This is a genomic window from Lentzea sp. (assembly GCF_035525475.1).
In the GTDB taxonomy this organism is placed as follows: Bacteria; Actinomycetota; Actinomycetes; order Mycobacteriales; family Pseudonocardiaceae; genus Lentzea.
Genome location: NZ_DATLEC010000066.1, coordinates 1 through 18052, shown reverse-complemented (window position 1 = coordinate 18052; position 18052 = coordinate 1). Strand labels below are relative to the sequence as shown.

14 protein-coding genes and 1 pseudogene are annotated in these 18052 nt (G+C 65.5%); 7 read left to right on the top strand and 8 right to left on the bottom strand.

Features of this window, described 5'->3' with window-relative positions; genetic code table 11:
• Nucleotide 1 precedes the first annotated feature (1 nt).
• Complete coding sequence (locus tag VM306_RS11315) at nucleotides 2-955, top strand: alpha/beta hydrolase (protein ID WP_325513883.1); 954 nt, start codon at nucleotides 2-4, stop codon at nucleotides 953-955.
• Here VM306_RS11315 and VM306_RS11310 read toward each other — a convergent pair.
• From VM306_RS11310 to VM306_RS11295, 4 genes are read right to left on the bottom strand one after another with little or no spacing between them, the layout of a single operon-like run.
• On the bottom strand, nucleotides 915-1634 hold the full coding sequence (locus tag VM306_RS11310) for an alpha/beta hydrolase fold domain-containing protein (RefSeq protein ID WP_325513881.1): 720 nt from the start codon (nucleotides 1632-1634) through the stop codon (nucleotides 915-917). The two genes, VM306_RS11315 and VM306_RS11310, sit on opposite strands and share 41 nt — an antisense overlap.
• Complete coding sequence (locus VM306_RS11305; protein ID WP_325513879.1) at nucleotides 1631-2905, bottom strand: amidohydrolase family protein; 1275 nt, start codon at nucleotides 2903-2905, stop codon at nucleotides 1631-1633. Before VM306_RS11305 ends, VM306_RS11310 begins: the two co-directional genes overlap by 4 nt.
• Nucleotides 2906-2930: 25 nt before the next feature.
• A complete protein-coding gene (locus VM306_RS11300; protein ID WP_325513877.1) occupies nucleotides 2931-3707 on the bottom strand; it encodes an SDR family NAD(P)-dependent oxidoreductase in 777 nt (258 codons plus the stop codon).
• 13 nt (nucleotides 3708-3720) lie between these two features.
• Entirely contained in the window at nucleotides 3721-4476 is a 756-nt protein-coding gene (locus VM306_RS11295; protein ID WP_325513875.1) for an SDR family oxidoreductase, read from the bottom strand.
• 125 nt (nucleotides 4477-4601) lie between these two features.
• Here VM306_RS11295 and VM306_RS11290 point away from each other — a divergent pair, with 125 nt between their 5' ends.
• The 3 genes from VM306_RS11290 to VM306_RS11280 are packed head-to-tail and all read left to right on the top strand — an operon-like array spanning nucleotide 4602 to nucleotide 6874.
• Nucleotides 4602-5159 (top strand): carboxymuconolactone decarboxylase family protein, encoded by a 558-nt coding sequence (locus VM306_RS11290; protein WP_325513873.1) that lies wholly within the window; start codon nucleotides 4602-4604, stop codon nucleotides 5157-5159.
• A complete protein-coding gene (locus tag VM306_RS11285) occupies nucleotides 5156-6028 on the top strand; it encodes a fumarylacetoacetate hydrolase family protein (RefSeq protein WP_325513871.1) in 873 nt (290 codons plus the stop codon). Before VM306_RS11290 ends, VM306_RS11285 begins: the two co-directional genes overlap by 4 nt.
• A gap of 3 nt (nucleotides 6029-6031) precedes the next feature.
• A complete protein-coding gene (locus VM306_RS11280) occupies nucleotides 6032-6874 on the top strand; it encodes a fumarylacetoacetate hydrolase family protein (RefSeq protein WP_325513869.1) in 843 nt (280 codons plus the stop codon).
• Between the two features lie 8 nt (nucleotides 6875-6882).
• On the opposite strand, the gene VM306_RS11275 is transcribed toward VM306_RS11280, so the two are convergent.
• Nucleotides 6883-7149, bottom strand: a complete 267-nt coding sequence (locus VM306_RS11275) for a hypothetical protein (RefSeq protein WP_325513867.1) — start codon at nucleotides 7147-7149, stop codon at nucleotides 6883-6885.
• 269 nt (nucleotides 7150-7418) lie between these two features.
• Nucleotides 7419-8837, bottom strand: a complete 1419-nt coding sequence (locus VM306_RS11270) for a cytochrome P450 (protein ID WP_325513865.1) — start codon at nucleotides 8835-8837, stop codon at nucleotides 7419-7421.
• 662 nt (nucleotides 8838-9499) lie between these two features.
• Between VM306_RS11270 and VM306_RS11265 the strand changes: the two genes are divergently transcribed.
• The 3 genes from VM306_RS11265 to VM306_RS11255 are packed head-to-tail and all read left to right on the top strand — an operon-like array spanning nucleotide 9500 to nucleotide 12016.
• Nucleotides 9500-9916, top strand: coding sequence for a nuclear transport factor 2 family protein (locus VM306_RS11265; protein ID WP_325513862.1), 417 nt, complete (start codon nucleotides 9500-9502; stop codon nucleotides 9914-9916).
• Nucleotides 9917-9967: 51 nt separating this feature from the next.
• On the top strand, nucleotides 9968-11074 hold the full coding sequence (locus tag VM306_RS11260; RefSeq protein WP_325513860.1) for a type III polyketide synthase: 1107 nt from the start codon (nucleotides 9968-9970) through the stop codon (nucleotides 11072-11074).
• Between the two features lie 18 nt (nucleotides 11075-11092).
• Nucleotides 11093-12016, top strand: coding sequence for an aldo/keto reductase (locus tag VM306_RS11255; protein ID WP_325513858.1), 924 nt, complete (start codon nucleotides 11093-11095; stop codon nucleotides 12014-12016).
• A gap of 256 nt (nucleotides 12017-12272) precedes the next feature.
• Here the strand turns inward: VM306_RS11255 and VM306_RS41515 are convergent.
• A pseudogene (locus tag VM306_RS41515) lies at nucleotides 12273-12968 on the bottom strand (transposase); the annotation flags it as partial.
• A 1026-nt stretch (nucleotides 12969-13994) separates the two neighbouring features.
• Complete coding sequence (locus VM306_RS11250; RefSeq protein WP_325513856.1) at nucleotides 13995-17936, bottom strand: hypothetical protein; 3942 nt, start codon at nucleotides 17934-17936, stop codon at nucleotides 13995-13997.
• Nucleotides 17937-18052: the final 116 nt, after the last annotated feature.

The following is an 18052-nucleotide window of genomic DNA, read 5'->3' as shown; positions in this document are numbered from 1 at the left end:
CATGCCCGTGCACCCGCTCATCGCGGCGAAGTTCCCGTTGCTCGACGGGATCACCTCGTTCGAGGCGCTGATCACCGACCCCGCGCTGCGTGACCGGTTCGCCGAGTTCAGCCGGACCCCGGCAGGCGGACCTCCACCCGAGGTGCCCTGGCAGAGCGTGTCGGTCGACGGCCCGCACGGTCCGGTGCCCGCGCGGATCTACCGGCAGGACCACGGCGACGACCAGCCCTGCCTGGTGTGGCTGCACGGTGGGGCGTTCCGCATGGGCGACCTGGAGATGCCGGAGGCCGACTGGGTCGCCCGCGAACTGGTGACGCGCACCGGAGCGGTCGTGGTGAGCGTGGACTACCGGCTCGCGACGGGTGGTGTGTGCTACCCGGTGCCGCACGACGACGTGGTGGCCGTCCTGAGGTGGGTTCGCGACCAGGCGGACGATCTCGGCGTGACCAGCATCTGCGCGGGCGGCGCGAGTGCGGGCGGCAATCTCGCGGCGGGCGCGGCGCTGAAGGTGCGCGACGAGGACGACTGGCAGCCGCGGGGACTTGCGCTGGTCTACCCGGTGCTGCACCCGCGGTTGCCGCCGGCTCCCGCGTCGTTGACCGCACGCATGGCCGAAGTCCCCGCGTTGCTGCACTTCCCGCCCGACGAGGTGCGCCGCATCACCGAGAACTACCTGGGCGGCCCGGTCAGCCGCGCGGACGGGTACGCCATGCCGGGCCTGGCGGAGCTGGAAGGCCTGTGCCGCACGCTGGTGCTCACCGCGGAGTACGACGACCTGCGCGGTTCGGGTCAGGTCTTCGCCGGTCAGCTCGCCGAGTCCGGTGTGGATGTCCGGCACGTGCAGGTCGAGTCGATGCTGCACGGCTTCCTGAACCTGTCCTCGGCGCTGGAACCGGTCGGCCGGGCGCTGGACCTCATCGCTTCGGTGGTGCTGCCAGACGGCGGAGAAAAGTGACCGATTGATCCATTATGGACTCGGTGTCGGCGTCGAGCCACATGTGCCCGGCACCCGGGACGAGCTCCAGTTCCACCGGTGCGCCGGCGGAGCGCAGCCCCTCGGCCATCCGGACGCTGTGCTCCGCGGGTACCAGGTTGTCGTTGTCGCCGTGCAACAACAGCACCGGGGGCGCCGCGGCGTGGACGTGCGCCACCGGACTCGCCGCCCGAGCCAGCTCGGGCACGTCGTGCGGAGCGGCGCCGAGCAGACCGGCCTCGCGGGAGGTCGGTCCCGCCGGCATGGCCAGCAGGTCGGTCGGCGGGAACCAGGCCACCACACCCAGCACCGGGGACGAGCCGGTGAGGGCCGCGAGCAGCGCCAGGTGCGCGCCGGCCGACTCGCCGAGCAGGAACGCGGGGCGCCGCAGGTGGTCGAGCGCGACCAGGACGTCCTCGAGCGGAGCGGGAAACGTGGCTTCGCCGCTGAGCCGGTAGTCGACGGTCGCGACCGCGAACCCTTCCGCGACAAGGCGTTCGAAGCAACCCGGCACCACCGGACGGCGACGGGAGCCGCGCCGCCATCCGCCGCCGTGCAGGTACACGACCGTGGCCACCGGGTCGTCCGGCGAGTACAGGTCGAGCTCCAGCGGCCGGAAACCTGTCAGCTCGCGGTAGACGACGCCCGCCTCGAACCTCACCCGGCCAGCGCTCCCGGCATCTTGTGGAAACGGCCACCTTGCACGATCGCGAGCAGGTTGTCCTGGTCCTGCAGGATCGTCACGTCCTCGGTCGGGTCACCCTGGACCACCAGCACGTCCGCGAAGTACCCCGGTGTCAGCACCCCGACCGGCATGTCCAGAACCTGCCCGCCGTACTGCGTCGTGGCTTGCAGGACCTCGGCGGGTGAGTACCCGAACAGGCGGACGAAGAGCTCGAGATCTCGCGCGTTGCGGCCGATCGGGTTGTTGGGAAAGCCGTAGTCCCCGCCCGGCAGCACCCTCAGGCCGCGCTTGCGCAGCTCCGGGTACAGCTCCGTCATCGCCTCCAGCGAACGGACCGACCCCATCTTCTCCGCCAGGGCGCGGTCGATGCCGAACTCGGCGCCTTCGTGGACGTTGGCCCACATGATCCCGACGGCCGGTGAGAGGAAAATCGAGTCCTTGTGCTCCTCCAGCAGGTCGATCGCCTCGGGATCGGCGTAGGAGCAGTGGTAGATCGACCGGAACCCTGCGCGCACCGCCAGTTTGATCGACTCGGGGGCCTGCGCGTGGCAGTTGAGCCACACCCCGGACTCGCGGGCCTGCTCGCCCGCGGCATCGGCCTCCTCGGCGGTGTACTGGGTCATCATCGAGCCGCCCTCGACGAAGACGTCGTCGTTGCTCATCAACAGCTTCACGCTGTCGAAGCCGAGCTCCGCCTGTTCCCGGACGAACGCGCGGACGGCGTCCGGGCCGGTCCGCTGCGGCACGGGACCGTCCGGTCCCATCCGCACGGGGTTGTTGTCGCGCTCGAACGACGCCGCCCGCATGCGGGGGCCGGGTACCTCACCGGCCGCGATCCGGTCGCGCAGCCGCACCTCGGTCGGCACCGGGGTGAGCGAACCGGCGGAGTAGGCGCTGGTGAACCCGTGGTCGAGCAGGATGCGGGCGTTGCGCTCGGCGATGGCCAGGTGCTCGTCCGGTGTGGGCATGCGGTGGAAGAAGCTGACGTCGATCGGCGGGTTGAACGACGGGTCGACGTGGCCGACCGCGGACGGGAACGTCAGGTGGCAGTGGGACTCGACCATGCCGGGCATGACCGTGGTGCCGCGGCAGTCCACCACCCGGTCGTCCGGTCCGGCCTCGGCGGTCCCGGCGGGCAGCACGGCGTCGATCCGGTCGCCGCGCACCACGACGTCACCCGGCACGGCCGGGGACCCGGTGCCGTCGAAGACCTTGCCGCCGGAGAAGATCAGAGCTCGGTGTTCCATGTAGACCGTCCTCGTCGTCATCTCATCATGCGCCGATCATGTTGTAGCCGCCATCGGCGAGCACGAACCCGCCGGTGATGTGGGCGGCGTCCTCGGTGGCGAGGAACAGCGCGGCACCCGCCAGCTCCTCCGGACGGGGAATCCGGCCCATGGGAGTGTTCGCGCGCAACGTCTCCGCGCGGCCGGACTGCCAGTCCTCGCGGCCCAGGGTCGCCTCGGTCTCGATGAAGCCCGGCGCGAAGACGTTGACCCGCACAACGGGGGCGAACGCGTGGGCGTAGGACTTGGTGAGTCCGATGATCCCGTACTTCGCCGCCGCGTACTGGGGTGCCCGCGCGCTGCCGCGCACCACGACCGTGGAGCCGATGTTCACGATCGCCCCGCCGCCCTGCGCCAGCATCCGGTCGCCGAACTCGTGTGTGCAGAACAGGGTTCCCTTGATGTCGACCGCCAGCACGTGGTCGACCGACTCCTCGGTCAGGTCGCGCCACGACATCTGCTCGCGCGCGACGTCGCCGACGTTGTTGACCGCCACGTCGACGCGGCCGAAGTGGCTCCACACCTCGTCGGCCATCCGCACGACCTGGCTCCGTTCGGCGATGTCCGCCTGCACCAGGAAAGCCTTCCGCCCCTGCTCTTCCACGCGCTCGGCCGTGCGTTCCGCACCTCGTCGCGACGAGCGGTAGTGCACCGCCACGTCAGCGCCCTCCTGCGCGGCCCGCACGGCGATCTCGGCGCCGAACCCGGTGCCGGCGCCCGTGACGAGCACGGTCTTGCCGGCGAACCGCTGGGGGTAGGTCACTGTCGATCTCCGTTCAGACGAGGGTGCGCCCGCCGTCGACGTACAGGACATGACCTGTCACGAACGCCGCCTGGTCGGAGCAGAGGAAGAGGATCGGTCCCACGAGGTCGTCGACCGTGCCGAGCCGACCGGCGGGCACGAGCGCGGTGAGACCGTCGCGCACACCGGGTTTGTCGAGGTGGGCGCTGGTCAGGGCGGTCTCGGTGTAGCCGGGCGCGACCGCGTTGACCGTGACGCCGTGCGCCGCCCACTCCCTGGCCATCACCCGGCACAGCTGGTTGACCGCGCCTTTCGTGGCCGCGTACGGGGCGTGGTCGGCGTGGGCGAGCAGCCCGGAGACGGAGGACAGGAAGACGATGCGGCCACAGCCGGCCTCGACCATCAACGCGCCCGCCGCCCGAGCGGTCCAGAACGCGCTGTCGAGGTTGACCGAGATGATCCGCGCCCACACCTCGTCCGGCGTCTCCAGGACCGGGCGCCGGTCGTTGACGCCCACGGCGTGCACGAACACGTCGAGCCCGCCGAGTGACGCCGCCGCGTCCTCGACCGCCGTCCTCGCCGCGGCCGCGTCCGTGAGGTCCGCGGCTTTCGTTCTCACCGCGGTTCCCGCCTCGTGTGCGGCAAGGGATACGGCGTCGAGTCGTTCCTGGTCGACGTCCACCACCACGACGGTGGCGCCCGCACCGGCCAGCGCGATCGCCGCCGCGCCGCCGATGCCCCCGGCGCCCGCCACGACAGCGCGCCGTCCGTGCAGACCCAGCCAGTCCAACTCCGCTCCTCCCGCAGCCCGAACCTGGAGCCGACGCTAGGAGGCGACGCGCCGACCAGGAACGGTCGTGCCATTCAATGGCAGCCTCTAGCCGGTGGCGCGGCGGCGTTGCTGGGATGGCGGCCATGGCCAGACTGCCCTGCCTCACGCCCGCTGACCTGGACGCGGAACAACGCGCCCTGTACGAGTCCATCACCGGTGGTCCCCGCGCGAACGGCCCGTTCGCGCTGACCGACGAGGACGGCCGGCTCACCGGACCGTTCAACGCGATGCTCGTCGCGCCCGCTGTCGGTGCCGCACTGCAAGGGCTCGGCGCCGCCGTTCGCTACGAAACGTCGTTGAGCGCACGTATCCGGGAGCTCGCGATCCTGGCCACGGCCGCGCGGTGGGACTGTGAGTTCGAGCGGTACGCCCACGAACCCGCGGCGCTCGCCGCCGGTCTGACGCCGGGGCAGCTCGCCGCGATCCGAGCGGGGAACGTGCCGGACGGGCTCGATCCCGCCGAGCTGGCCGCGTTGCGGTTCGTCCACGACCTGCTGCGGAAAGGCGACGTCGACGACGTGACCTACACCGCGACCGTGTCAACCATTGGCAACCGGATGGTGGTCGAACTGACCGCGCTGGTGGGCTACTACGCGACGCTCGCACTCCAGCTGCGGGTCTTCCGAGTGGGGAGCCCATGAAACTCGTGACCTTCGACGACCACCGCGTCGGCCGCATCGCGGACGACCTGGTGCTGGAACTCGACACGTCGTCCACGCGTGAGTACTTCGAACGCGGCGGCACCGTGCGTGAAACCGGACGCCGGGTGCCACTGGCAGAGGTGCGGCTGCGCGCACCGATCGTGCCGAAGAAGTTCTTCCACACGGCGGGAAACTTCCGCGAGCACCACGACGACCTGGTGCGCGTCAACTGGTCGCACCCGGTCAACAAGGGGATCGTGTTCTTCCAGAACGTAGACGCGATCATCGGCCCGGACGACGACATCGTCTATCCCGGCCACCTCACCCGGGAGCTGGACTACGAGCTCGAGATGGCCGTCGTCATCGGCAAGCCGGGAAGGTTCTTCTCCGCCGACGAGGCCGCCGAGCACATCGCCGGATACCTGGTCTTCAACGACATCACCGCCCGCGACATCCAGCGCCGTGAGATGCAGTCGGGCGTGTTCTCCTTCTCCAAGGCCATCGACACGTTCTGCCCGATCGGCCCGTACATCGTCACCGCGGACGAGGTCGGCGACCCGCACGACCTGAACATGGAACTGCGCGTCAACGGCCAGGTGCGCCAGAAGTCCCACACCGGCCGCATGTCGGTATCCATCCCCCAACTGATCGCCTACCACTCTCCCCAAACCTACAGCGCAGGCGACCTGATCACGACCGGCACAGTGGCCGGTGTGGCGGCGAGCACCGACGACCCGTTCGCGAACTACCTCAAGCCCGGCGACGTGGTAGAGGCCGAGATCGAGAAACTCGGCGTGCTGCGCAACCGCGTCGTGTCGTGGGAAGACGCCCACGGCACACTCCCGCCCGCCGCCGACCAGTGGATCTGACCGATGCGCATCGCCAACCTCGCAGGTCGCGCAGTGCTGCTCCACGGCGACCGAGCCCTCGACGTGGAGACCGCCAGCGACGGCCGCTACGGCCCCGACCCGATGACCGTGCTAGACCGCTGGAGCGACTTCCTGCCATGGACGTCCACTGCAAACCCAAACACGGCAACGCAGTTCGACCCGTCTCGCCTCGGCCCGCCTGTGCCGCGTCCACACCAGGTCTTCGCGGTGGCGCTCAACTACCCGCCCCACGCAGCGGAAGCCGGCTACCGGCCACCGACCGATCCGCTGGTGTTCACCAAGTTCCCCAGCTGCCTGACCGGTCCACATGCGACAGTCGAACTGTCCGGCAGCCGCGTCGACTGGGAAGTAGAACTCGTCGTGGTCATCGGCCAGGGAGGCCACCACATCCCGGCTCTGCGGGCGTGGCAGCACGTGGCCGGTCTCACCGTCGGCCAGGACCTGTCCGACCGCCACGTCCAGATGCTGGGCAGCCCGCCGCAGTTCTCCCTCGCCAAGTCGTTCCCGGGCTTCGGACCCACCGGCCCAGCGCTCGTGACACCGGACGAGGTCGGCAACCCGGACGACCTCGAGATCAGCACGATCCTCAACGGCGAGGTCGTCCAACAAGCGTCCACAGCGGACATGATCTTCCCGGTGACCGAGCTGGTGGCACGCCTGTCCGCCATCTGCCCGCTGCTGCCAGGAGACCTCGTCTTCACCGGGACACCCGCCGGTGTCGGCAACCGCATGGTCCCGCCTCGATACCTCACGACGAACGACTCTCTGGTCAGCCGCATCGCGGGAATCGGCGAGCTGCACACCACCTTCAGTCAGAGCGGATAGCAAACGGTTCAGAGGCTCACTCGCACAACGGTGAACGGCAGATTCGGCTCGGCGATCTGGTACTGGAAGTTGACCACCAGGGGGTCGTCACCGTCGACTGCCGCCGCAGACGGCACGTCCATGCCCCGGCCGTTGATCCGGCGCTGCACCCAAGCCCGCGAGTAGTCCTCGCTCAACCGCAGGTCGCTGATCTCTCCCCAGGGATGGAAGAGCCTGGTGACGCTGTACAACTCGCCGTCGCGCAACAGCAGTCCGTCGGAGCCGATGTCGGTCACACCACCGAGATCGATCCGATCAACAACACCGGACGCGGTGCCGATGCGGTAAACGCCTGCGAGACGGCGGAGCCCTCGGACCCAGTCGCTTGGCCGAAGGCCGACTCGACGACAAACGTCACAGCGGAAGCAGCCCTGCCGTGTCATGGTGAAGTCCTGCTTCCCATACATAGTCGTTTGACCACCACGAATTCGGCAGGACGACCACACCGGCCAAGCAGTTGACGACCCACGGATCACCCACGGCGGTTGATCTTGGAATCGACGCGTTAGATGAGCCACTTCCGGCTTCGCGTCGGCCTGCGCCTGCCTCCCCGAGCGGCCCCTGCCACCTCAGCTCCCGCGCGGATCGGAACTCGGCGCACTGGCTTCAAGCGCAGGCCTCGCGGAGTCAGGTTGACCGACGAACGCGTCTGCAGCGGAGTACCTGCCACCGACTCCAATCGCCACTTCGAGGCAACTGTGGCGACGGCCAGCACCATCTCGTTGAACGAGAACTCGCCGGCGATGCATTGCCTCACCCCGTGCCCGAACGGGATGAAGGCGTTACGAGAAGGCAACGGCAAAGACGTGTCCGCCCAACGGTCAGGATCGAACCGAGAAGGGTCGGCATAGAGCTCCGGACGCCGATGGACGATGTAGGGGCTGTATGCGACAACAGTGCCCACCGGCAGATCGTATCCACCCAACTGGATGTCCTTGACAACCGTGCGCAAAGGGGCGAAATACAGCGACGGGTACATTCGAAGTGATTCGGCGACGAGGCGCTTGGTAAGCTCCAGCTTCGGAATGTCAGCAGCGGTGGGGATTTTCTCGCCGAGTACTGCGTCGACCTCGTCGTTCAACCGGTTCTGCAGGTCTTCGCGTCGTGACAACTCGTGCCAAAGCCAGCAAAGCACACTGGAGATGGTCGCAGTCGGCGCGATGAGAAAGGTCATCGCGTGGTCGATCAAGGTGGTCGAGTCGAACCACGGAATCTCCTCCCCCTCGGGACTGAGCAGAGATGACAGCACACCGAGCTGATCATTTCCCGATGCCTTGTGCCGGACGATCGCCTCATCGACCGTCCTCCTCACACGCTTCGTCGCCGCGCGGAAGCGGATGTTGGTCGGAGTCGGAAGCAGGTCGAGCACAGGCGGACGGGACATCCGCTGCGCCACCCCGACCTGCCACGCGGTGAGGTCGTCCGCCATCTGGTCGACCGTGTCCTCGTCGAAGACCCCGGCGAACAAGGTGTCCACAGCAACTTGGATCGTGATCCTGCGCGCCTCAACCGGCATGTCCATGACCTGCCCGTCACGCCACCCGTCGACGACCTTGTTGATCGCACCGGGAAAGCGATCCGCGTGCACCGAGGCGACCTCACGACTGAAGATCGGCTGAAGTAGCTTCCGGGCCGGCTTGTGCTTGGCCATCGGACATGTTGCGAGCCCTTCGCCGACCAGGGGCGCGACCATGTCGACCAACGGTCCACCTTTGTCGAACGATTTGGTATCGCGCAACATCTCGTCCGTCAGCTCCGGGTTGCAGATGATCACCACCGGATGCGGTCCGAGCCGGATCTGCACCAGGTCGGGATAGGCTGCGAGTGACCCCAGGAAAGCCATCGGGTCCTGCCCGAGCGCTCGTCCATGACCGAGCACGGGGACAGCGCCAGGGACAGTCGGAATGGTTGACAGCGTCTTCATTAGCGGGCCCTCACTAGTAACGTCAAATTACACCCCGACAACGTCTGCACAAGAAACGAAAGTGCACAAGCGCACTTGGACGATCAATAAGACCGCTCGATCGCATCATTTACCGAGCGTGAGTAAAATCACTCCGACTGTCTTTGAGCAACCAGTGAGACATGTCCTTGCCCGGCCGGGCAGATGCGCCTGCCCGATCAGACATCGACGCAAACCGTCCACATGAGTCTGGCCGCTGCCGGGCTCCGACCAGACCCGAGCGTCCTCACGACCCGACTCGTTCGCACGTTCACGCTGTCGACCGCACTAGCGTTCTGGCCGCTGATGGGCGCTCGCCTCACACTGCCCGATCCGCCCGGGCCTCGACGAGACCGTCCAGACTGGACACTTCGGTTCCTGACTGCGGCGTTGCGGAGTTCGGGCAACCACGACTGGTCGCGCGCGAAACTGGCGACGAACTGGGCCTGCCGCAACCGCCACGACTCAGAAGATCCGTCACAGAAAGTCCGCCGAAGACAGTACCTGATCGTCCACAGAGGATTGGACCAACGGGCAAAATCTGCGTCCCTCTTCACACTTCACCAGTAGCAACATGGTCACTCATCGGCAAGATGTGAGGCCATGTCCACCACCCCGTTCCGGCGACCAAAAGTGCGGCGATCATGATCACCACCTATCCCTCGGACGGCCTCCACCCGAACGTTCGAACCCTCAAGGCCATTTACGCTGACTTGTCCAGCATCGGCGAATACACCGTCGACGACGTGGTGTTGCACCGAGCGAATCGAACCGTCGACGACCCGCACCCGGTGATGGGAAGAGACAACGTGGTGGCGCACGAAGTCGGCCTGGTGGCGATGACCGGAAACACCCTGGTCATGGACGTCGCGCACATCGCGGCCAACGACCACTTCGGAGCGGTGCTGGGAACCTTGCGCGTCCGGCACCCGGCCCCTGCGACGATGCCCTTTTGTGGACTGTGGCGCTTCGAGAACGGCAGAGTCCTTGAGCATTGGGAAAACGCCTACGACGCAACGGCGTTCATGGAAGTCCTCACGCAGTTCGCCGGTGCGAGCTGACCTTCCGGAAGGGCTCCGACTCATGCCCCCGTTCAGAAAGTAGATGCGCCGATGGCAACCCTGTGCCAACCCGCGGTGTGGGTTCCCGAGTACGTCGTCACCCTCGACGAAACCTTGTCCTTGTGCCGCGAACTGCACTCGGACCACGAGAAGCTGCCGCTGGTCCTGCGGTTGATCGAGAACACCGGTGTGCGCAAACGGCACATCATCCGGCCGATCGAGGAGACCCTGCGGCATCCCGGTTTCGAAATCCGCAACCGTATCTACCAGGAGGAGGCTAGGACGCGAATTCCTGCGGTGGCCATGCAGGCCATCGCATCAGCAGGCCTTGCGGTGCAGGACATCGACGCGATCGTGTTCGTGTCTTGCACCGGCTTCACCATGCCACCGCTGACCTCGATGATGATCAACGAGATGGGCTTTCGCAGCGACACGAGGCAGATCCCGATCGCGCAGCTCGGCTGCGCCGCCGGTGGCGCGGCAATCAACCGCGCACATGACTTCTGCCTCGCATATCCGAACGCCAACGTGTTGATCGTCGCGTGCGAGTTCTGCTCGCTGTGCTACCAGCCCACTGACCACGACATCGGTTCTCTCCTGTCCAACGGCCTGTTCGGCGACGCGATCGCCGCCGCGGTGATGCGCGGTTCGGGCGGCGAGGGCGTGCGCTTGGAGCGCAACACCTCCTACCTCGTACCGAACACCGAGGACTGGATCTCCTATGAGGTCAAGGCCACCGGTTTCCACTTCCGGCTGGACAAGCGCGTACCGACGACGATGGCGATGCTGGCTCCCACTCTGAGCACACTGACAGACCAGCAAGGCTGGAATGCCTCCGACCTCGACTTCTACGTCGTGCACGCCGGTGGTCCGCGCATCCTCAGCGACCTCAGTCACTACCTGGGCGTGGATGAGCACGCGTTCCGACACAGCCGCGCCACGCTGACCGAGTACGGGAACATCGCCTCCGCCGTGGTGTTCGACGCCTTGCGCAGGTTCCACGACGAAGGCGTCGCCAACGGAGCCCGTGGGCTCATCGCCGGCTTCGGCCCCGGCATGACAGCCGAGTGCGCGGTGGGCACCTGGTCCTCCTACACCGGCAGTGACAGCGGCAGCGCCGATTCCCGGCAGCACGAACTCCTGACCTCCGCCAACTAGTTCGAGGAGAAGACCCCTGTGACCGTGACGAAAACCCTGACGCTCGGCGACCTCACCATCAATCGGATGGGCTACGGCGCGATGCACCTCACCGGCCACGGTGTGTGGGGCCCGCCGGAAAATCCCGAGAACGCCGTCAAGGTTCTGCGCCGGGCTGTCGAACTCGGCGTCAACTTCCTCGACACCGCCGACTCCTACGGTCCCGGCTTCAACGAGCGGATCATTCGCGAAGCGCTTCACCCGTACCCGGACGACCTCGTCATCGCGACCAAGGGCGGGATGCTTCGCAGCGGCCAGTCCGACTGGCTGCGTGACAGCGGCAACCCTCCCTACATCGTCGCCTGCGGCCGGCCGGAGTACCTGCGCCAGCAGGTGGAACTGAGCCTGTACAACCTCGGTCTCGACTGCATCCCGCTCTACCAACTGCACCGCATCGACCCGGTCGTCCCGCTCGCCGACCAGCTGGGCCAACTCGCTCAACTCCAGCAGCAGGGCAAGATCCGGCACATCGGTGTGTCCGGCCAGCCAGAGGTCAGCGTCGAACAACTCGCCGCGTGCCGCGAGATCGTCGACATCGTCGCGGTGGAAAACCTGTACAACATCGCGGACCGGTCCAGCGAGCCCGTACTGACCTACGCCGAAGAGAACGGCATCGGGTTCATCCCGTGGTTCCCCCTTGGTCACGGGGACCTGTTGGGTCCTGGCGGCGCACTCGCCAAGGTAGCGCCTTCGGTCGGTGCCACGCCGTCACAGCTGGCGCTGGCCTGGCTGCTTCACCACTCCCCCAACACCATCCTGATCCCCGGAACGACGTCGACACACCACCTGGAGGAAAACGTTCGCGCGGGTGACCTCGTCCTCGACGATGCCCAGTGGGACGAGATCGCGGAACTGTGCTCGCATGAAGAGCCGTGGCGACCGGAGCAGGTACCTGCCTACTAGGTGCACGCTTTGTGGGCGCCGCCTTGATCTTTTGCTCGGTGTCCTCGTGCGCGCCGAGCCGGCGGGCGATCGCGTCCCGATGCCGAAGACCATGGTGATCGTCGCCCGCTGCCCCCGGATCGATTCGTGGCTTGCTACGACGAGCGATCCGCAACAGCGTGCGGCCTTCGTACCCGGTTAACCGCCGTGCTCTGACCGGCTCGGCTATCGACGTTCCTCACGCTCGACAACGACTTCATCGCCGTCGAGCGTGAGATCAACACAGCTCAGCGTCCAGCTCCGTCGCAGGACTGCGGCGGAGCTGGGGTACAGATGGCTTGGGCGACGGCGGCGAAGGTGACGTGGCGGTGCCAGCCGAGCCAGGCGCGGCCTTCGAAGCGATGCGCCGGCGGATCTTGGGCAGCCGCACCAGGTCTTGCAGCGCAGGCTTCCGTCCGCGGCGCGGGGGATGTTGCGACTGGCCGGCCGCACCCGCAGCACGAAGAACGCGATCGCATGCTCGCGGCCGGGTTGATCGATGACTTCTGGGCTCCGTGGCGCCGGACCACGACCCTGCCGACTGAACGTCCGGCATTCATTTGGAATGCTTTTCAGATCGGCCGGCTTGTCGGGACAGCGCGTTCGGGCGGGCGGATGGTGCCGACCCGGGCCGCCGTGGTCGGCACCGCCTCGACCGGGTGGGCGGCCGCGCGGGCAGCCCCCACTCGCCGGTGACCTTGTCCAGCATGTCCAGCGCGAGGCGCCCTCTCCCGATGCCGCACCCCGTCCGGGATCGCGCTGCGGGCTCGGCGCGCACGGATCTCCGCGGCAGTCTTCTCGTCGGCGGTCTTTTCGTCGTCCAAGAATTCCTGCAGGAACAGCCGCCAGTCGATCGCGGCCGAGGCCCAGATCGGGGTGACCGCGTGCACACTCACCCCGATCTGGCAGTGCCGGTCTTGCCCACCACGCCGCACTGCGCCAGATCTTCGAGCACGCCGTCGTCGTGTCCGATCGCCACGATGTCCGCACAGGAGCGATCCCACGGCGAAGCAATGCCTCCCCTGCCAGCCTGCCGAGTTTGCCCGTTGCTCCAGTAACAACGACCGCATCGCTTGATCCCTCAAGTTCTGGTCGTTCTGGTTGGTGTTTTCACACAACACCGATCCGCCGAGGACGGGAAGGACGCACTTTCTTGTAAGGAAGTGACCGTGCGGAAAGAGCCGAGCTAGAGACCCTGCGACGTGACGGAGTCATTTGTGCCGCACCTGGTCCGTCGCGGCCAGATCCGAGTAGCGGACCGAGGTCGAACTTGGTATTTCCAGGCGCCGCACGATCGGCGGTTCTCCCGGCTTCCAGGTGTCCGGCAGCGGCGGGAAACGCACCATGGCGTGCGATCACCGCCGTCATGTCTGACTTCGTGTTGCGGGTCAGCCGCTACAGCACATCGCTCAGTGAGTCGCTGCGGATCCAAAGCCGTGAACCCGGCGGTGAACGCCATGCGCCGCAGTGCCTGAGCCCGCGGAGTTCGGCAAGTGGCGCTGCTGCGCTTGGAGATGCGGCCTGACCGCGTGGTCTACCCCGCCGTGCCCGCTCTGCGGCCAACTTCAGCGTTGCGGCTCGTTCGTGCTCAGCAGGACACCTCATGGCACAGCATCACATCCGACTCACCGCGAATTCGCGCAGCAACGCTGCACCACAGATTTCATCGATCACGCGCCCGCCTGCGGCCCGCCGTGGAGGTGCGGCTGCCCTGGTTGTCGTGCAGATGTACTTGCCGGCGGACGTGACATCGAGACAGACGACGGTTCGTCAATCGAGGCCAGAACCATGGCAAGCATGATCTCGGTCATCGTGCCCATTAGCTTGGCGGCCGCAACAGCGCATACCTGATCCATGACACTCAAGCATCGGTGCTCAGTTGCCGCAGTGTGTCGCCCATGGGGACAGGGAACGATCTCACTTTTCGTTCACGATGCCGGGTCGCTACCAGGATCAATGATCAGTCCCATTCCATGACACTGGGAAGATGTTCATCCACGTGGCTCTCATCCCCCCGCACGTCGGGCTGGGCCGCGTCCTGGCTCTCCACCTCACGCGGCTCGTAACGAGGCAGTGGCGGCAGCGGTGGCGGCTGCCAGCGCGGCACGAAGTCATCACCCTGTGCCGCGACCTGGCTCTCCACCTCACGCCGCTCGTAACGAGGCAGTGGCGGCGGCGGTGGCGGCGGCCGACGAGGCACGAAGTCGGTCTCCACCCCACGCGGGCCGTGATCACGTACTGGCGGCGGCGGTGGGGGCGGCCGGCGAGGCACGAAGTCATCGCGCTGGGCCACGACCTCACTCTCCACCCCACGCGAGTCGCGCTGGGCCGCGTCGTCCATGTTCTGAACCGTGTCATCTGACTGATCACGGTGATCAGTCAATGTTCGAGCGTCACCGTCCGTCCGATTGACTGCTGTCACATTATTCAGCGTCACTGTCGTTTCATCGGTTCCCGTCGGCACATTCTTGTATTCAGTGCCATATTCGCGAGCGGCCGCCATCAGAGATCGCGGCAAGTCAATCCAGAGCCCATGATCGATTCCGGTTGTAGCGGCCAGAAACCCCCTGACGAAACTCACACAGTTGTAGCTAAATACGTTGTACTGACGGTCAAATTGCCCAATCGCATACTCATAGCCCCGATAGAGCTGCTCAGCGCTGATTCGATAAGGGCCGTGACTCGGTATTCCCTCTTGTACTGATTGCAGAATCGGGAAATGTCTTTCAACGAACCCGGGCACCTTCTTGAGAACGTCCCAGTTCGAATTGAAATCAACAGGCCTGAAGCCGAAGGATACCGAAGTTCCATCGGGAAGAACCAAGGCGACCCAAGCATGACCAGTCTCTCCCTGCAACGCAACGTCGATGAGTCGTTCCGCGCCCTCGTGGGCGACGATATACAACTTCACGTCGGGCGAATTGCGGTCATCGGCATTCGCAATGTACTTCCTAAGAGGCTCAAGCGTATTCATCACGTGATACAAGCGTTCATCTTCCCCCGCCCTCCACTTCTCCCGGTCGAATTCAAGCGGATTTTCTGGATGAAAGGGTTGACTGATATCGTGATAGAGGGCCTCAGGCAGATCTCCTAGTGCGTCATGAATTTCGGGATACACCAGTCCCTCAATCGCCTCTCCACTCCTGAGAGGATGAAGCGTCAGAAAATCCGGCTGAGTCCCGTCATATGGCCGATAGGGTTCCTGCGGCAGCGACTGCGGCTCTGGCGGATCAAGACCTGGCGGCGCCGGCCGTGCCGGCTGGTAAGGCGGCGGTGGCGCCGGCTGATAAGGCACCACACCAGGCACTCGCGGTGGCGGGTGAGGCAGGAAGTCGTCGCGCTGGGCCACGTCTTCGCTTTCCGCCTCACGCGGGTTGAAATGAACCGGGTACTCGGTCTCCACCCCACGCGGGTCGTGACCACGTACTGGCGGTGGCGGTGGCGGCGGCTGGCGAGGCACGAAGTCGTCACGCTGGACCACGTCCTCGCTCTCGGCCTCACGCGGGTCGAAATGAACCGGGTACTCGGACTCCGCCCCACGCGGGTCGTGACCACGTACTGGCGGCGGTGGCGGCGGTGGCGGTGGCGGCGGCGGCCGGCGAGGCACGAAGTCGTCACGCTGAGCCACGTCCTCGCTCTCCACCCCATGCGGGTCGAAATGAACCGGGTGATCATCGCGACTGGCAATATCCTGATGGTGATTGTCACCGTGGAACGGCAGCCCGTCGGCGGATTCACTCGTGTCTTCGTGCGAAAATTCGAGGTCGTTTAGCAGCTCATTCAAAAGTGAGAGTTCGTCACGCCAATGCTCTTGGGCCGCATTCGAAGCCTCGCCCTGGTTATGCCAGTTGCTCTCCTCGTGTCCGTCTGCGCCACCCACAAGTCCCTTGGTGAGCCTTGTGTCGAAGTATATCGCCAATTGACGCGACAAATCTCTGGCCCCTTGTTCACCGTCGGTGATCAAGTTATGCGCCACTACGTCGATGATTTCGTCAGCCAGTACTCGACGAGCGACTAGTTCGGGCTTTGCGGGCCCGATGATGATTGGTATGTCATGATGACTGCTCACGATCATGGACGCCATGCCGATCACATTTTCATACTGCGAGACTGACATCTTGCCCAAGCGGGTCTGCGCCAGGTCGACTTTCGCGCGCCACGTAGGATCAGCGGATTTGGCAAGGCGGGAAGCATCCTTTGACAGAGTTCGCTCGCCAGGAGAGTCGATGATACTAGGAGACAAATTGTCTGAAGAGTTCGAGGGCAGGGTCGCTTCGCCTTGCAAGACGTCCTTGAGCTGAATGCTCGAAGACTCGTGAGGGCCTTGCTGAAGTTGGGCGAGTTCGTGATCATCGTTGCCATGCACAGTGGACGAAAGTGCGCGTTCTTCGAACTTGGTGAGATCAGCCATAGCGACCTCAAGACGGTTCGCCGCATCAGTCGCTTGCTGCCGGAGCGGTTCTAGTTCGGCGGTGAGGCGATCACGGAACTCCGCAGCCTCAACCATCATAGGATGGTCCGTCGCCAATTCATCACCGCTGAGCAGCGCAATATCCGCAGTGAGGGCCTCTATCCGGGCTTGCACCTCAGCCTCAGCCGAGGCCAAAGTCTCACGTGCGACTATTTCCGTTACTGTGGCCTCGGCGAGCTCATCGATAGCGGCATGTCGGTCGCGCCGAGGGGACGTGACATTCGTAGGATCGACATTGGACCGCTGCGGAGCGGCTTGCGTGGGACTCATTGATACATACAGGTCGTTGATAGCCGAGTCGCCGCTGGAGTGTGGCGCATCGTACGAGATGTCGCCGATCTCTCGTACGATTAATTCAGCCGACTGAGGCTCTATGACTTCCACCGTCGACGGGAGCGGTGTCGTCAGCGCCGGTGTCTCTATTGCCGTAGGAGCAGTGATTGATGAATCGAGTTCTATTGACTCCGGAGACGGTGACGGCAACGACCTCATGTTCGAGCCTAGGGTTGAGTCTTCCGACATCGACTGCGCCGTTACCGGCCCGTCGTTGACCCCGGGACTGTCGACAGAAAGATTATTCATTAACAGCTGCGAGGACGCATCTATCGGCGCGCCGCCGATTTTTGGCATATCGGCTAATTCATTGGCCGGCATTGCACTTGATATCGCGGGTGGCGCGGAAATCGGTTGAGGCGCCGACAGCGATGTGATTTCTGTGGCGAACTCACCTGCAGGCGGCGATGATGACCTATCACCTATGATGAAATCTGCATCGTTTTCGCTCGTCCCAATCGGATCAAGGACGTCCACACCATTTTTGGCAGCCGGAACATCCGCATCTTCGAAACGGATGCCATCCAGGTGTGACGAGCCATCGGGACTTGCACTGTCAACGCCGCCCGAACCATCGGTACCAGCCGGATCAGCTGGCTCATCCGTTCCTCGCCCGTCGACCGCACCTGACCCAATCACGTCACCGGTGTCCGGCCCCTGAACAACATCCGGGCCGCCGACAGCATTCAGACCTCCGACAGCACTCGGGCTGTCTGCAGTATTTGGACCAGCCGGCTCATCCGTGCTTGGCCGGTCGACGGTGCCGGGGCCGTCGGCGGCACCTGGCTTGGCCAACCCATCCGTGCCCGGCTCATCGACGGCACTCGACCCGATCGAGCCATCAGCGCCCGGTTCCTGAACAACATCCGGACCGCCGACTGCATTCACGTTCCCGGCATCACCCGGACCGTCGGCGGTATTCGGACCGGCCGACCCGTCCGTGCCCGGCCCGCCGGCAGCATCCGGTGCGCCAACGGCGCCCGGCACTGCGATGGCAGCATCCGATCCATCTTTGGCGGCTTTGTCGCCGATGGAAGTGTCCCCGTCAACGGGCACGGGCACAGGGCCGTTGATGGTCCCGCGGTCGGCGTCGGGCACCCCAGCGCCACTGGCACTGTTGTCGGCGCCTGCCTTACCCCCGGCATCGTTTGAGAGGGTGGTGTTGGTTTCGGGGTGGGTGCCGCGGTTGCCGGCCAGCGCCCCGTCGTCAACAA

Bases quoted from the DNA above. Each gene is read 5' to 3' on its own strand.
- VM306_RS11270 (WP_325513865.1), bottom strand. From the start codon at position 8,837: ATGAAGACGCTGTCAACCATTCCGACTGTCCCTGGCGCTGTCCCCGTG.
- VM306_RS11285 (WP_325513871.1), top strand. From the start codon at position 5,156: ATGAAACTCGTGACCTTCGACGACCACCGCGTCGGCCGCATCGCGGAC.
- VM306_RS11280 (WP_325513869.1), top strand. From the start codon at position 6,032: ATGCGCATCGCCAACCTCGCAGGTCGCGCAGTGCTGCTCCACGGCGAC.
- VM306_RS11265 (WP_325513862.1), top strand. From the start codon at position 9,500: ATGATCACCACCTATCCCTCGGACGGCCTCCACCCGAACGTTCGAACC.
- VM306_RS11305 (WP_325513879.1), bottom strand. From the start codon at position 2,905: ATGGAACACCGAGCTCTGATCTTCTCCGGCGGCAAGGTCTTCGACGGC.
- VM306_RS11290 (WP_325513873.1), top strand. From the start codon at position 4,602: ATGGCCAGACTGCCCTGCCTCACGCCCGCTGACCTGGACGCGGAACAA.
- VM306_RS11260 (WP_325513860.1), top strand. From the start codon at position 9,968: ATGGCAACCCTGTGCCAACCCGCGGTGTGGGTTCCCGAGTACGTCGTC.
- VM306_RS11315 (WP_325513883.1), top strand. From the start codon at position 2: ATGCCCGTGCACCCGCTCATCGCGGCGAAGTTCCCGTTGCTCGACGGG.